Origin of the sequence: Bacillus sp. XT-2 (genome assembly GCF_025696525.1) — a bacterium.
GTDB lineage: Bacteria > Bacillota > Bacilli > Bacillales > Bacillaceae > Bacillus > Bacillus halotolerans.
Genome location: NZ_JAHVOC010000006.1, coordinates 122,265 through 137,606, shown reverse-complemented (window position 1 = coordinate 137,606; position 15,342 = coordinate 122,265). Strand labels below are relative to the sequence as shown.

The window sequence follows — 15,342 nt, the reverse complement described above, 5'->3', positions numbered from 1 at the left end:
GCTTTTCTTCTCTCCTTACTTTTGGGTAATCGTTCTGAACAGCCTTTTCACGAGCGAAGGCTCTTTATAGTCCTGCTGAAACACCATGTCGTCCAGCCAGTGGATATCATACTGATCCTCTTCAATATAATGCTCAATGTCTTGATGTCCGGGAGGATTATAAATGACGATATCAATTCCGATTTCATTCAAAAACAGCAGGGCTGCGGCGTCTGATCGTGTGAGCTCACCGTTCATTTCCGTATGATACAGCACCAGTTTCGGAACAGTCTGCGCATAGTCGAACATTTGAATCAATTTCAGCAGGTTAGCGGGAAGGTTTGTTGTTTGTTTAAACAAGTAGATTTGAACATCCTTGACCTGTTCCTGATGCAATGCCTTCAGCCGCGGGTGTCTGCACATTCTCGAGATCGTTTTGGCGATCGCGGTCTGAATGCCTGCCGGAAGCTGTTTGTACTGCCACACATTGCTTGCGATCAGCTTGTCCGGATCGATGTTTCCTTCATGATCAAGCGCGTGGCTGTAATGAAATTGATAGTTTGATCTGATTTCTTCTGTTAACGGAAAGCTTCGAACCATCTCCGTTTCTGGATAGTCCGCCATTGTATGAAGTCTGTTCCAATATTCTTTATTGTCCTTCGACACACCCATAATTTTGGCAAACACATTCGGAATATCGATCGAATGTTTATCGGCTTTGAAATTCGGGCGAATAAACGCACGTTCTTTCGCAATTAAAAACAGTTCATCATAGGTCGTTTTCAGCGTCACGGAAACCGGTGTGTGGTCTCTGAACTGCCAAGGCTTGTACAGCATGGATTCCTCGTGATTCAGCACATGCTCAATTTCCTTTGTCGATCGATACGCCACCGTTGATTTACGGTCAGGTTTTTCTTTGGGGAATGGCTGAAGATCTGAAACATCCGGAAGCTTTTCCGTGAAGCTTAGCTCCTGCTTAGGGTCAACGAGCGTCAGCTGATCGGTTCCCGCCGGATGGAACAATAGAACATCACAGCCGACAAGCATCAAATAATATAAGAAATACAGCTGGCTTTTTGTCGCGTCTCCATACCAGACCACCTTCGGCATCTCCCGCTCTATATCGGCTTTTTCCAGCCAAGGATTCAGGTGGTTCAAAGAAAACTTTGAAACATCAAGAAGCACTCTGCGAAAATCAGGATGATTCAGCCCCTGCTCATGATTTTCGGCAAAGGTATGTAAAAGCGTCATCAGTGCTTTTCTTAAATGGCGGTGCAGCAATGAATTGGAATGCTTCGCAATCAGCTGTTCCCCGTCCAGAAAGGCGACAAAGCGGCTGACCGAAAGGCCTTTTTCCTTCTGGTTGATGGAATGAATATGCTGAAGCGCCTGAAATGTTTCGGGTGCAATTGTTTTATCAAGTGTTTCGCTCAGGACATAAATATGATCGTTTACAGAAAGTTCATACAGCTCGTTAAAGTAGTCGGTCTCATCAATGGGCGTGCCCAGTATTTGCCCGGCAAGCCTCGAAAAAGCAAGACCTTGTTCATTCTCATAGTGATCCCGCTCCGGCAATGGCTGAAACAGCATGCTTTTCCAATCACCATCGGCCGGAACAGCTTTATGAATGATTAGCTCTTCTTGTCTCATCATATCCTCCTTTCTGGTTTGTTTGTGTATATTACACGTGTTTTAATTTGGATATTTGCGATAAAACTGACGCTGTGATTTCTTCACCCGCCAGCATGCCGCTTGCAATTGTTTTGCGTAGTTCCGGATCGTGACTCAATACCTCTCCGTGCGCGGGTGCGATGCCAAAATCAGCTTCCCGGATCAGTTCAAGATCAAGCAGCGAGTCTCCAGCCGTATAGATTTCATCAAGAGAGAGCCTGGATTTCAGGTATTCAACTGCTTTCCACTTATTAAGCGGATTGGGAATAAAGTAAAGCTTCCGCCCCTGCAGAGATACTTGCCAGCCCTTATCGGCGCCCCACTCTTTCACAGCGGATATATCGATATACGGTATTTTTTCCTCATGTAAAATGAGATACACGAAATAGTGATGGGCGATTCGGGTTCTTTTTACCGCCTCTGATAAAGAGAGACCTGCGATTTCCCTCAGCATGGCCTCGATCGGCAGACACGACGCCAGCTCCTCTTTCATCAGCTCGTCCCACTCTTTCAGAGGCTCGCCGTCTTTTAAGATGCACCCGCCATTTGTTGTCACCGCATATTCCGGCACAATGTCCTGCTGGAAACATCCGATTCTCTTATACTGTTCGTTTGTACGCGTGGTGACGGGGATAAAATAGTGATCCTTCTGAATCTGATTTAAGTGCTCTTTTACGGCTGAGGAAATATAGGAAAGCTCCCGCCCATTTAATGTTTCAATCAGCTCAATCCCGGCTTCCTTATCGGGCGTGCCGATCATGCGCCTTGAATAAATTAATGTTCTGTCTAAATCGCTGGCAAACGCGTTCATAGGCTTTTCTCCGCCGGACGAATCAGCCCGCAGCAGCTGTAAGACATGTTCTCGTATTCTTCTACAGGCACTCCCCGATCCTTTGCCAGTAAAAGAATATGTTTCAGCGTTTCTTCAGCGCCAGGCTGAATCAGTATTTTCCAAGGCACTCTGCGAAGAAGCACACGGGTCGTTTCTCCGACACCAGGTTTAATCAGGTTCGTATTGCTGATGCCAAATTGCTTTCGGATCGTCTCAATGGAAGCCAAGCCGTCCCAAGCCGGTTTCATACGTACGCGCTGCAAGCCAATCGCCAGACGTTCTGCTTCTTTAAAAATAGACGGAAATTGCTCGGCTATCGTTTCAATATAGAATACAGAAACATCCTCTTCGCTCAGCTCACGGTAATATTTCGCCCCGTGAAAATCATCCGGCCCGATCCATTTTTCATTTAAGACCGTGCGGCTGACAAGACCCGAGACCGTAGAGTTCAAGCAGGCACTCGGAATCAGAAAATCCTCCTTCGTTCCGTAGATGTCCGCGCAATCACCCGGATCGGCAAGCACCGCAATTTCTGAGGAAAGTCTCGTATTCCAGCGCTGGTTAAACTGTTCGATGGATCGATTCAGTTCTTTAGTAATAGCGCCTTTGCCTGTCCAGCCGTCGATAAAGGCGATTTTTCCTTCTGGATGATGCTTCAGCATATACTGCAAGGCGTTTTCATCAATTCCCCTGTCCCGAATAATCGATATGCTGTAGTGCGGAACTGAGACGTGATACTTCATCTTGATGTACCGTTTGATCAATACACCGATCGGCGTGCCCGCCCTTGCCAGACTGCACAAAACCATATGCTCACCGTGTTTGGCGAAAAGCTGCTCCGCTACAGCTCCGGCCGCTAACGCAACCTTCTGTTTACTATCTTCAAGCGAGGCATAAAACAGTTTCATATATTCATCTGTCGGCTTATATTCGATCGGCAGCATCTCTGAGTAATGGGTGCCGCTTTGGATCGAGCGTTCCCGTTCTTCCGTGCTTTTTTCAATCGAAACAGCGGACAAATCTTTTAATAGAAAGGTGACATCCTCCTTCGGATAGCTCCCAATCTGGTCAATTATCTCAGTCAATTCAGATCACACCTTTCCTGAAAGGGTTACAATGTGGATATGCGGCACTTCTTTTTCTTTGAATATATGAAAAATTGGCTGTAACGCCTCATCCGAAACGGTCTTTTCAAGACAGAAAAAGACCTCGTCATACGCTCCGGCGGGGAGGTTATAGATAAAATGGCGAACCGCCTCATCTTCGGGATTCATAAATGAATAACCGTTTTGCACAGCATAGCCCGCTTTGACAACAGGGTGAATCGGGCTGCGGGTAGTAGAGTGATAGGAAATGGAGCCCTGAAGATGCGCTGCGATTTTCATAGGAATGTACATCAGCTCTCCCGTTCCAAGCACAAGCGTTCTTCTCCCCTTCCGATACTGTTCCACATGCTGCGCAGCTAGGCGGCAGGCCTCGTGAACCGCCTGCCTGTCACTCGCCTTTAAGCCAAATCGCCCTGTTTCCTTCACATAAAAATGCTCGTCTGCGAATGTGGCCGGCTGATAGGGTAAGGATGCAAAGAAGCCGGACAAGTCGATGTCTGTTCTGTGTATTGCTGATTCCTGCGGCTTTGGTCTGTAATCGTAGGAGGACTCTGACAAAAGCTCTCCCTTAAAGGAAATGCGCCCAGACAGTAAAGCTGTTGTTGATATGGTAACCCCTAATTCCCGTTCCGCTTCATCATAAGCTTGTTTGTGCTCCTCAGTGCGCCAATCCAATAAAGACAAAACAGCGTATTCTTTGCGGGGGAACTTCGATTGTATATCCCGAATGATATGCAGTGCGGTTTTTCCTGTCGTGATTTCATCATCCACGAGAATCACCGGGCAATCGTTGTTGATCATATGAGGTTCCGCATAGCACAGCTGGTCGGTCGCATGGGAGTGCTCCTCGACAAATGTAATGGAAGGCTCGTTGTTTCGTATCAATTCACGTGTTGTATGGACATACGACGCATTCTCAATGCAGTCATAAACCGCGTGTCCAAGGGCTGTCGCCGTTTCCGCAAACCCGATCACAAGCGGCGCTTCCTCTAGTGCAATACGCTGCTTTTGCAACGTTCGATAAGCAGCCCGAAGCCCGCTGTCCGTTCCTGAAAGAAACCCGTTCAGAATGTCGGCCTTCTCCTTCAGCTCACGGCCCGTTTTTCGTTCAGCGTACTCCAAAGCAAGCAGCCCTGACGCCAAAAGCGGCTTCAGCGGATGAACTGGAATATGCTTTCCCAGCACTTTGCTGACAAATAAAAAACCCCTTTTTTTGTTTACACGCGCCGCCATTTCAAATAAGACTTGCTCCGGAATAGAAAGCGGATTGTCAGTGACCGACAGATCAACCGCCATATTGTCCAATATTTGAAGTGTTTTGCTGTTCGTTGAGCAAATCGGAGAAAGATCGGTTTTCATGATACACCCCATAGATTTCTGATTTTATTATGATGTTCTCAGCCCATTTCATATGGGGCTTCATCTCATTCATTTTGTTGGAAAAATGGCTTTTCATCACACCGATTGAACCGTTTCCGTGATGAATAATGCTTAACGCATCCATATAGTCTTCCTTTGATACAACATACAGGCTGTTTACCGCTTTAAGCTGAGACGGGTGAATGACCGTTTTCCCGTGAATCCCGTTAGCGATATCAAGCTCTGTTTCCTTCACCAAACCTTTGACATGCTCATTCAGCTCAGAAGGCTGGTGCGCTGACAGAAGGTGAGGCTTTTGCGCTGTCTGGAAATATTCCCAGACCGGTCCAGAAACGACAAACGTCCGGCCGAAATAATTGATGACATCCGCCATAAAATCGGAAATCAGGCGAATATCATAGATGGTTTGCCCCGGCTTTCTCCGGATGCCGTATAACCCGCACAAATCAGTAGCACCGATTCGCACATTTAAAATCAAGTCCTGATATTGATGCAGAACCGCACTCAGCTCTCCGAAAGCCTCCGGCCGCGTCTCTTTAGAAAGCAAATCGGGCGTTTCTAAAATCGGCATTCCATAAATCGGCGCTCTCATATCGCGAGAAATGTTTTCCACCGTTTCCGCATAGTCACGGGCGTTCACTCCTGAACATTTCGGAAACACAAAACCGGTTAACAAATGAAGAAAGCGCTTCAAGCGTCCCGCCAGCTCCTGCAGCTGCTTCGGAGAACGCACCCTTACAAACATGAGCGGAAGATTATCCGGTTCTATTTTGTTTTGCTGAATCGCCTGTTCTATGCGCTCAAGCTGAATGTTGAGATTATGTTCAGCCTGCTCGACTTCATGATCCCCAATCGCATCCTCTAAGCAGAAAACAACGGACGTTAGATCCTCGTACTTTTGTTCAGTAATCATAGCGGCTATGTCGTGGCGGGTTGCAGGCATATATAATAGGGCTCCCAGCGCTTGTTCAAGCCATTTTTTAGGCGCCTCTTTCGTGACCTGTTTCGGCACTTGATAAAATACATGCTCTTCTTGACGCGCTGATAAATAGTGGAAATACCGCAAACCAGTCACCCTCTTTTCTGTAACAAAAAAGGAAGGACATGAAACTCCCTCCTTGTTTTGTTTTATTCTTCTTTTGACGCAGCTGTTTGTTCGCGCACCTGCTTTTGTTTGTTGATATAGTGAATGATAAATGTTACCGCAAATGCAGCGATAATGATAATGAAGAATACAGAATGCGGCATTTCATAATGGAAAGCGCTCCCTGCCATTTTCAGCGCGATAATTCCGATTAACACGAATGCTGTGTTTTCAAGTTCAGGGATTTTATCGATCAGCACAAGGAATACTTTTGCGACTGTACGCATCATTAAAATACCCAGCATACCGCCGATCAAAAGAACCCATACTTTTTCAGATACCGCAAACGCGGCCAAGATGCTGTCCACAGAAAAGGCAAGGTCCATCAGCTCAACTGAAATAACAGTTGCCCAGAAGATACCGAATGTACGGACCATCCAAGAGTTTTTCTTAATACCGTCTGCTTCCTCTTCTTTTTCGCCGATCCAGAAGTGCTTAATGACGAGCCAAGCCAGGTAAAGCGCGCCAAGCACTTTGATCCACCAGAATTTAATGAGAAGCATACCGAGTCCGATGAATATAAATCGGAAAATGTACGCTCCGAATAAACCATACGTTAACGCTTTTTTACGCTGTTTTTCCGGAAGATGTTTCACCATAACCGCAAGAACTAACGCGTTATCGGCCGATAAAAGGCCTTCCAGCACAACAAGGGAACCGATCAGACCCCAAGAAACCGGATCAGTCAGAACTTCCCCCCACATTTTCCAATCGAAAAATGAAGCATACGTAGACATGATGTGATGTAAAAATTCCAAGTTTTTTCCTCCTATTAATTGAAAACGGTGACTGCTTTATTTGTCACTCGCTTACACCTGCAAACCGTAGTTCCGGCATAATGAAGCAAGGCCGCCGGAAAAACCGCTGCCGATCGCATTGAACTTCCACTCGTTTCCGTGTCTGTACAGCTCACATACGACAACGGCTGTTTCAATGGAGAAATCTTCTCCCAAATCGAAGCGAAGAAGCTCATTTTGAGTCTCTTCATCTGCAACGCGTACAAACGCGTTTGACACTTGTCCAAAGTTTTGGCTGCGTGCTTCCGCGTCATGAATTGTAACTGTGATGCCGATTTTCTCAATGTGAGCAGGGATTTTTGAAAAATCAACGATGATCTGCTCATCATCTCCGTCGCCTTCACCGGTGCGGTTGTCACCCGTATGGATGACACCGCCGCTCGGGTGCTCAAGGTTATTATAGAAGACGAAATCGAGATCATTCACACAGTTATCATGCGCATCCACTAAAAAGGCTGAAGCATCCAGGTCAAAATCGTGTCCGCCTGAGTACTTATTTGTATCCCAGCCTAAACCGATCACCGCTTTTGTGAGTCCCGGATTTGTTTTCGTTAAGTCAACACGCTGTCCTTTTGCTAATTGAATGGCCATACTGCCTCTCTCCTTTCTGCTCTTCGTAATATGTCTTAACCGACTTGCAAGCCGTAGTCTGTTGCGATGCGGGCAAGACCGCCTTGGTAGCCTGAGCCGATAGCAGAGAATTTCCATTCGCCGTTGTGTCTGTAAAGCTCTCCAGCGATAATTGCCGTTTCAATAGAGAAATCTTCCGCAAGATCGTAACGAATAAGCTCTTCATTTGTTTCTTCATTGACAATGCGTACAAACGCGTTTGACACTTGTCCAAAGTTTTGGCTGCGCGCTTCCGCTTCGTGAATCGTGATAACAAATGAGATTTTGTCGATATTCGCAGGTACGGCGCTGAGATTGACTTTTACATTCTCGTCATCACCCTCGCCAAGACCTGTCAGGTTATCGCCTGAATGAACAACTGAACCGTTTCCGCCTTCAAGCTGGTTATAGAAAATAAAATCATTTTGAGATGCGCATTTTCCAGACGCATCTAAAAGAAATACACTTGAGTCAAGGTCAAAGTCATGACCGCCGTCATACTTATTCGTATCCCAGCCTAAACCGACAACAACCTTTGAAAGACCCGGATTTGTTTTTGTTAAATCTACTTTTTGTCCTTTTGCCAATGAAATTGCCATGTTTCATCCACTCCTTTTTCTTTTATACGTACCGGTTGACAATATCTTCTAATCTCGTATCGTTTGTGCCTTCGCCGACCGCCGCGAATTTCCACTCGCCGTCCTGGCGGTAGATTTCAGCCGTAATCAGGCTTGTTCTGCCGGCATAATTGTCTTTCAAATTGTATTTGAGCATTTCTTCATGATTCGATTGATCAACAACACGGATAAAAGCATTTTGAATCATGCCGAAATCCTGTTTTCTTCTCACGCAATCATAAATATTCACAACAAATACAAGCTTATTAATGTTGGCAGGCACTTTCGCCAAATCAATTAAAATCTGCTCATCATCGCCCGCTCCGTCGCCTGTCAGGTTGTCACCTGTGTGCTTGACACTGCCGCAGCGGCTTTTCAGGTTTCCAAAATAAATGACATTTTTCTTATCAGTGAATTTGCCGTTTTCCAGCATCAGCACTGATGCGTCACAGTCAATATTTGGTCCGCCTCCGCCGAGCAGCTTTCCAAAAAAGCCGCCGCCTGATGAAACCGGGTCCCAGCCGAGACCGACCATCAATTTTGACAGACCCGCTTTTCCTTTTGTTAAATCAATTCGCTGACCTTTTTCTAAAGAAATTGCCACACGATTCACTCCTAATCATCGAAATGTGAATATAGTCACATTTATTTTTACGTACAAACGTAACTTGAGTATGCCGTAAATTATTAATATATACGTTTTTTATTATATCAAAGTTTCGTAAAAGTTAAGAATAATTGACGAAAATCCTCGAAAAAAATCTCCCATATTTGATATATGTTTTGCAAATCATATGAATGGGGGATCTTAAACAAACCATTTGACGTGAGCGAGTCATTTTGCCTATTCTTGTATCACATTCTAAAAAGCAACGGAAAGGAAGCGGCCTTTTGATTCATTTAAGCATACTTGATCAGGCACCTGTTTCTAAAGGAGAAAGCCCCGTGACAACCCTTCAGCATTCGGTCGAGCTGGCCGGACGAAGTGAAGAATGGGGCTATAAGCGTTATTGGTTTGCCGAACATCACAGCACGAAAGGACTGGCAAGCACGGCTCCGGAAATTATGATCGCCCGTATCGCGGCTCACACAAACAAGATTCGTGTCGGGTCTGGCGGTGTGCTTCTGCCTCAGTACAGCCCGTTTAAGGTGGCCGAGACCTTTCGCCAGCTTGAGGCCTTGTATCCGAACCGGATTGACCTTGGCCTCGGGCGTTCGCCGGGCGGAACGACGAAAACCCGGCTCGCATTAACCGACGGCATCAAAAAAAGCTTAACCGATTTTAACAGACAGCTTCAGGATGTCTCTTATTTTCTGACCGATTCGCTTCCCGCCGGGCATCCGTATGCCGGGATCAAAGCGGCTCCTCTTATTGACACAGCACCGGAGCTTTGGGTGCTTGGATTAGGGGAGAACAGCGCAAGGCGAGCGGCCCATCAGGGAATCGGATATGTGTTTGGACATTTTATCAGCCCTGAACGAGGGGAAAGCGCGTTTCGTATCTATCGTGAAAACTTTCAGCCATCAGCCCATTTCACATCTCCGGCCGCACTGTTTACGATCTTTGTCATTTGCGCAAAAACAGATGAAGAGGCAGAGGAGCTCGCGTTAAGCCAGGATTTGTGGCTTCTTCGCGTCGGGAAAGGCTTGGACAGCAGGGTGCCAAGCATTGAGGAAGCGAAAGCATACCACTATACTGAATCAGACAAAAACCAAATACGAGAAAACAGAAAGCGCATGGTCATCGGTTCTCCAAGCACTGTAAAACAGCAGCTTCTAGAGCTGGCGGACCGCTATGAAGCAAATGAAATCATGGTTCTTTGCAATGTGTTTGATTTTGAGGCGAAAAAAGAATCGTATGAACGTCTTGCCGGGTTATTTCTATAAAAAAAGCAGTTTTTCCCAAAGGAAAAACTGCTTTTTATTTTTATCTGCTCCCTTTTTTACGCTGGGTTTCTTTTTTGATAAACGTCCATATCCCCTGAACTGCAAATCCGATCAGGAGCAGAACAATTAACAGCAGGGTAATGGAAGGCCCTGGCGGTGTGCCGAGCTGATAAGATGATGTCAGTCCCATAAATACACTGAATAAGGAAATGAGTATGGCTGACATAAATACCATGTTAAAGCCTTTTGCGATTCTAATGGCGAAAGCTGCCGGCAATACGAGCAGTGCCGATACGAGCAGTACGCCGATAATCGGAATAATAACTGAGATCGCAAGACCAGTGACAATGCTGAATGACATCGACAAAATGTTTGTATTGATTCCGGACGTTTTGGCTGTCGCTTCATCAAATGTCAGCAGGTAAAGCGGCCTTTTCAGCACGATAAAATAAAGCAGGATCAACAATGTAATGATGCCGATAATATAGACCTGCTGCTGGTTAACCGTCACGAGCGACCCGAATAAGTACTGATCAATGCTCATATTGGCGGCGCCTTTCGAAAGGCTGATTAAAAACATCGCGAAGGACAAACCCGCCGCCATTAAGATGGCAATGGACACTTCCGAATATGTCCGATATGCCCGCCGCATGTATTCAATTCCGACCGCGCCGACGGTCACAACGACTATGCTCGCCGCGGTAATATTGGTGCTGAGGAAAAAGCCGATGGCAACACCCGACAGTGAAATATGCGAGAGTGTGTCAGCCATTAAGGCCTGCCTTCTAAGCACAAGATATACCCCTAAAATCGGGGCCATGATGGCGATCATACCGCCTGCTAGAAAAGCTCGTCGCATGAATTCCAAGTCAAACATTTCCATCCGCCTTTTTCTCCTCTCTCTAATCGAATCACTTTATCTAAAAATTGCTGTACTTCATTTTGTTCATGAGTGACCATCACAACTGTGCGATTGTGATTTTTCACCAAGTGGTGCATGAATTCGTAAAACCCTTTTCTGCTGTCATAATCAACCGCTGTGGTCGGTTCGTCCAGCATTAAGAGATCGGGATTGCTGGCAAGCATTCTGGCAATACAGATTTTCTGCTTCTGGCCGCCCGACAAGTCACCGATTTTCCGATGGCGAAGCTCCCACATTTCCACCATTTTGAGGGCTTTTTCTACTTCGATATGATCTTCTTCATTCAAACGTTTAAACCATTTCCCTTTTGTGTACCGGCCGGATTGGACAAGCTCAAGCACGGTGCTCGGAAAACCTGCATTAAATGAAGAAATTTGCTGCGGGACATACCCTATAGTCAGACGTTTTCCTTCTGCATTCTTTTTACTGATTGTTACCTTGCCTTCCCACGGTTTCAGCATGCCGAGCATCACTTTTATCAGCGTTGATTTAGAAGCGCCGTTTGGACCTGTGATGCCGACAAACTCGCCGCTTTCAATATCAAGAGATACTTTATCCAACACAGGCGTGTGGGAATAGCCAAAAACGATATCTTTCAATGAGACGAGATTCATGTCAATCTTCCTTTCTCACAAAAAGATAGTGTGCACCCTCCGGCGCACACTATCTTTTTATTTATCCAATAGTGAATCTTTCAGGGCATCGAGGTTTTGCTTCATGATGTCGATGTACCCTATACCTTTATCCTGTTCTTCTTTGCTTAAGCCTTCCAGCGTATTCAGCACTTCTGTTTTCGCGCCGATTTCACTGGCCAGTGTATCTGCAACCTTGGAGGATGCAATTTCTTCAAAATATATAATGTTCACGTCATGCTCTTTCGCATACGTTTTCAGTTTTGCTAAGTCAGCTGCACTCGGCTCTTGTTCAGGAGAAAGCCCCGCAATCGGAACCTGAGTCAGGCCGTATTCTTTTGCCAAATAGCCAAAAGCTGTGTGCTGTGTGATAAATTCTTTCTTCGCCGCTTTTTTTACGGTTGTACGATATAGTTTATCAAGATCCTGCAGTTTTGCAATATATTCTTTACTATTTTTCTCATAGTATTCTTTGTTATCCGGGTCTTGCTTCACGATTTGCGCAGTAATATTTTCAACTTCCTTTTGCGCTAAAACAGGGCTGAGCCATACATGAGGGTCCATTTCATGGCTGTGTTCATGCTCTTCGTGATCTCCGTGTTCATGTTCGTGTTCTTCTTCAGAGCCCTCCATTAAATCGATGCCCTTGCTCGCATTTACGAAAACCGCATGATCTTGGCCCATGCTTTTTTCAGTTGAAGGAACCCAAGTTTCCATGTATTCGCTATTATAAACGAACAAATCTGCGTCCTGAATACTTGCAATATCCTTCGGCGTCGGCTCCCAGTCGTGCGGTTCGACAGAAGACGGAATTAAAAGATCCACATCGCCCTTATCTTTCACAATTTGTTTCGTAAATTCATACATCGGGTAGAACGTCGTGACAATGTGCAGTTTATCACTCTTTGAATCCGCTGACCCTTTCGTTGATGAGTTGCCGCATGCCGCGACCAATAAGAAGCACGCTACAATCACAAACAAACCGCTCCATTTTTTAAACATAACGATATCCCCTCTTTTTCACAATGACTTTAAATCAAAATGATAACGATTTTGTAATCCTTAATAATAATAAACCGAAGTCATTACGTTTTGCAAGATTAATTTTATGTTGACGCTATGTTTTTATTCTTCCCGCGTGCAGCGCGGATATATGTACTGAAAAACCCGGCAAACTGCGCCGGGCTGACTTCTTATTCTCTTGTGTTCAAAAGATATACTCTGCTCTCGTAAGGCTGAAACACCATTTCATCAGCAATATCACCGTTGTTTTTATAATTGCTGAGTAAAAGGGACGCCTGATCCTTGCTGCAGCACTCCGGCCATTGGAATACAGCCTGCTCTTTTGAAAAATTATTCACCGCCAAAAGCTTTTGCCGGCCGTTCTCTCTGACGTATACAAACAGCTGCGGATCATCTGGAAGCAAGAGATCGTAGCTTCCTTTTATGAGATCTGCATACTGCTTTCTCAGGCTGATCACCTTTTTGTAATAGGCTAAAATGGAATCGGGGTCGGCCTCCGCTTCCTCGGCATTGATGGATGCATAGTCCGGATTGACCTTCAGCCATGGCGTTCCGTCCGTGAATCCGGCATTCTTCCCGCTGCTCCATTGCATCGGCGTCCGGGCGTGATCCCGGCTTTTGGCCAAGATAGAAGTCATCACTTCTTCAGGATCATAGCCGTTCTCAAACACCCGTTTATGATACATATTAATCGTTTGGATATCTTTGTAGTCCTCAATTCTCGTAAACGGCGCGTTTGTCATGCCGATTTCTTCTCCTTGATAAATATACGGCGTGCCTTTCATAAAATAAAGGACAGTGGCAAGCATTTTCGCAGACTCTTTGCGATATCTCCCTTCATCTCCGAAACGGGAAACGATCCGCGGCTGGTCGTGGTTGCACCAAAACAGAGTATTCCAGCCTTTATGTTCAAGCGTCTTCTGCCACTTTGTTAATACAGATTTTAAATCAGAAAGCTTTAGGGGCTTCAGATCCCAATGTTCTTTTCCCGGCTGCTGGTCAAGCTCCATATGCTGAAAGTGAAAAATCATATTCAGTTCATGCTTATCAGTTCCCGTATATGTCAAGCCTTCCTCCGGTGTGACAGAGCCAACCTCACCGACCGACATGACATCGTATTGTGAAAATACTTCGTCTGTCATCTCTTTTAAATAGTCATGGATGCGTTCGCCGTTCGGCTGGAAGGGTTTCGGTTCTGCACACTGATTGACGTAGTCCTCATGTGAAGGAAGGAACTCTTTCTTTGAGATCAGATGAAGCTGGTCTATACGCAAGCCGTCGACCCCTTTATCGAGCCAAAACTTCATCATGTCATATACCGCTTGGCGAACGTCAGGGTTTTCCCAGTTTAAATCAGCTTGTTTGACTGCATTCATGTGCAGATAATATTCGCCAGTGTGCTCCTCATATTGCCAAACCGGACGTCCGTAGTCTGACACCCAGTCTGTCGGCGGGCCATCTTCGGTTCCGGGGCGCCAAAAGTAATAACTGCGGTACTTGCTGTTTTTGTCCAGCTCCGCTTCTTTAAACCACGGATGCTCGACTGAGGTGTGATTTAGGACAAAATCCATGACAAGCTTTAAGCCGCGCTGATGCACCTCGTCAAGCAGATCATGAAAATCCTCCATCGTGCCGTAAGACTCCATAATCGTCTTATGGTCAGTCACATCATAACCGTAATCAACATTTGGAGAAGGGTAGATGGGACATATCCAAATCACATCTGCCCCAAGCTCCTTTATGTAGTCCAGCCGGGAAATCATTCCCCGCAAATCCCCGATCCCATCTCCATTACTGTCCTGAAAACTTCTTGGATATATTTGATAAACGACTGCATCCTTCCACCAGTCTTTTTTCATCCCGCACTCCCCCTGTTTTTTTCTTTCTACTCGAGCTGAGACGGATAAAGTGTCATTCCTCCGTCTACAAACAGTGTTGTGCCGGTGACGTAACTCGCTTCTCCTGATACGAGCCAAGCCGCTGCAGCCGCCACTTCTTCCGGTTTACCGAAGGCTTTCATCGGAATTTTTTTCAATTGCTTTTGTCTGTTTTCTTCTTTTTTCGTGTCGACGTTGGACTCTGTGGCGATAGTGCCCGGTGCTATCGCGTTGACGCGAATTCCCTTGTCTGCATAGTTAAGCGCCAGCGTTTCCGTCATCATCTTGATGCCGCCTTTAGAAGTTGAGTATTGAACATTGACTGGGCGCGGAATCTGCTGATGAACACTTGAGATATTGAGCACGTTTCCTTTGATATTGTTCTTCATCATGTGATTGAGCGCGGCTTTTGCCCCCATAAAGGTTCCCGTTACGTTTACATCAATGACCCTTTGCCAATCTTCAAGGCTCATCTCATGCGGCATGGCTTCTGTGCCGTTGAAGCCTGAATTGTTCACCATTACATCAAGCGTGCCAAAGTGTCCTAAAGCGGCATCCATCAGCGCCTGAATCCCTTCTTCCTTTGACACGTCCGCTTCGACTGCGACGGCCTTCCCTCCATTTTGCTTAATGATGTCCACTGTTTCATCGGCTCCTGACGGGTCATTGTGATAATTCACCACCACATTCATTTTCTCGCGGCCAAAGCGTTCCGCAATGGCTTTCCCGATTCCTTTTGAAGAGCCTGTTACGATGGCTGTTTTTCCAATTAAATCTGTATACATAAATGATGTCCTCCTCTGATTTTCCATTGTGTATCTGGAAAATACCCCATTTTTCCGGGTTGAAAACAGCATAAAAAAAGC

The 15,342-nt window shown here is 45.8% G+C and carries 15 protein-coding genes; 1 reads left to right on the top strand and 14 read right to left on the bottom strand.

The window, feature by feature from the left end:
* Nucleotides 1-15: 15 nt before the first annotated feature.
* From KXD37_RS16265 to KXD37_RS16225, 9 genes are all read right to left on the bottom strand, one after another.
* Nucleotides 16-1,629 carry a YceG family protein gene (locus KXD37_RS16265; protein WP_263463657.1) on the bottom strand — a complete coding sequence of 538 codons (1,614 nt, stop codon included), beginning with the start codon at nucleotides 1,627-1,629 and terminating at the stop codon, nucleotides 16-18.
* A 31-nt stretch (nucleotides 1,630-1,660) separates the two neighbouring features.
* Nucleotides 1,661-2,461, bottom strand: a complete 801-nt coding sequence (locus KXD37_RS16260) for an HAD family hydrolase (RefSeq protein WP_106021223.1) — start codon at nucleotides 2,459-2,461, stop codon at nucleotides 1,661-1,663.
* Nucleotides 2,458-3,567 (bottom strand): cysteine protease StiP family protein, encoded by a 1,110-nt coding sequence (locus KXD37_RS16255; protein WP_188323507.1) that lies wholly within the window; start codon nucleotides 3,565-3,567, stop codon nucleotides 2,458-2,460. Before KXD37_RS16255 ends, KXD37_RS16260 begins: the two co-directional genes overlap by 4 nt.
* A gap of 6 nt (nucleotides 3,568-3,573) precedes the next feature.
* The gene (locus KXD37_RS16250) at nucleotides 3,574-4,884 is read right to left on the bottom strand and encodes a phosphoribosyltransferase family protein (protein WP_151175189.1); all 1,311 of its coding nucleotides are present in this window, start codon (nucleotides 4,882-4,884) and stop codon (nucleotides 3,574-3,576) included.
* Nucleotides 4,874-6,034: an HpcH/HpaI aldolase/citrate lyase family protein gene (locus KXD37_RS16245; protein WP_106021220.1), complete on the bottom strand. Its 1,161-nt coding sequence runs from the start codon at nucleotides 6,032-6,034 to the stop codon at nucleotides 4,874-4,876. The genes KXD37_RS16250 and KXD37_RS16245 overlap by 11 nt, the downstream gene beginning before the upstream one ends.
* 62 nt (nucleotides 6,035-6,096) lie before the next feature.
* Nucleotides 6,097-6,870: a TerC family protein gene (locus KXD37_RS16240; protein WP_024120125.1), complete on the bottom strand. Its 774-nt coding sequence runs from the start codon at nucleotides 6,868-6,870 to the stop codon at nucleotides 6,097-6,099.
* A gap of 51 nt (nucleotides 6,871-6,921) precedes the next feature.
* Nucleotides 6,922-7,500: a TerD family protein gene (locus KXD37_RS16235; protein WP_010332927.1), complete on the bottom strand. Its 579-nt coding sequence runs from the start codon at nucleotides 7,498-7,500 to the stop codon at nucleotides 6,922-6,924.
* 35 nt (nucleotides 7,501-7,535) lie between these two features.
* Nucleotides 7,536-8,117: a TerD family protein gene (locus KXD37_RS16230; RefSeq protein ID WP_010332926.1), complete on the bottom strand. Its 582-nt coding sequence runs from the start codon at nucleotides 8,115-8,117 to the stop codon at nucleotides 7,536-7,538.
* A 22-nt stretch (nucleotides 8,118-8,139) separates the two neighbouring features.
* Entirely contained in the window at nucleotides 8,140-8,739 is a 600-nt protein-coding gene (locus KXD37_RS16225) for a TerD family protein (protein ID WP_010332925.1), read from the bottom strand.
* A gap of 287 nt (nucleotides 8,740-9,026) precedes the next feature.
* Between KXD37_RS16225 and KXD37_RS16220 the strand changes: the two genes are divergently transcribed.
* Nucleotides 9,027-10,022 (top strand): LLM class flavin-dependent oxidoreductase, encoded by a 996-nt coding sequence (locus KXD37_RS16220; protein WP_188323506.1) that lies wholly within the window; start codon nucleotides 9,027-9,029, stop codon nucleotides 10,020-10,022.
* 40 nt (nucleotides 10,023-10,062) lie between these two features.
* On the opposite strand, the gene znuB is transcribed toward KXD37_RS16220, so the two are convergent.
* From znuB to KXD37_RS16195, 5 genes are all read right to left on the bottom strand, one after another.
* Nucleotides 10,063-10,905, bottom strand: a complete 843-nt coding sequence (gene znuB, locus KXD37_RS16215) for a zinc ABC transporter permease ZnuB (RefSeq protein ID WP_095714473.1) — start codon at nucleotides 10,903-10,905, stop codon at nucleotides 10,063-10,065.
* Complete coding sequence (gene znuC, locus KXD37_RS16210; protein WP_024120122.1) at nucleotides 10,863-11,558, bottom strand: zinc ABC transporter ATP-binding protein ZnuC; 696 nt, start codon at nucleotides 11,556-11,558, stop codon at nucleotides 10,863-10,865. The genes znuB and znuC overlap by 43 nt, the downstream gene beginning before the upstream one ends.
* A gap of 57 nt (nucleotides 11,559-11,615) precedes the next feature.
* Nucleotides 11,616-12,578, bottom strand: a complete 963-nt coding sequence (locus KXD37_RS16205; protein ID WP_188323505.1) for a metal ABC transporter substrate-binding protein — start codon at nucleotides 12,576-12,578, stop codon at nucleotides 11,616-11,618.
* A 191-nt stretch (nucleotides 12,579-12,769) separates the two neighbouring features.
* Complete coding sequence (locus tag KXD37_RS16200) at nucleotides 12,770-14,458, bottom strand: glycoside hydrolase family 13 protein (protein ID WP_106021214.1); 1,689 nt, start codon at nucleotides 14,456-14,458, stop codon at nucleotides 12,770-12,772.
* A 26-nt stretch (nucleotides 14,459-14,484) separates the two neighbouring features.
* Nucleotides 14,485-15,261 (bottom strand): SDR family oxidoreductase, encoded by a 777-nt coding sequence (locus KXD37_RS16195; protein ID WP_106021212.1) that lies wholly within the window; start codon nucleotides 15,259-15,261, stop codon nucleotides 14,485-14,487.
* Between the last annotated feature and the right edge of the window lie 81 nt (nucleotides 15,262-15,342).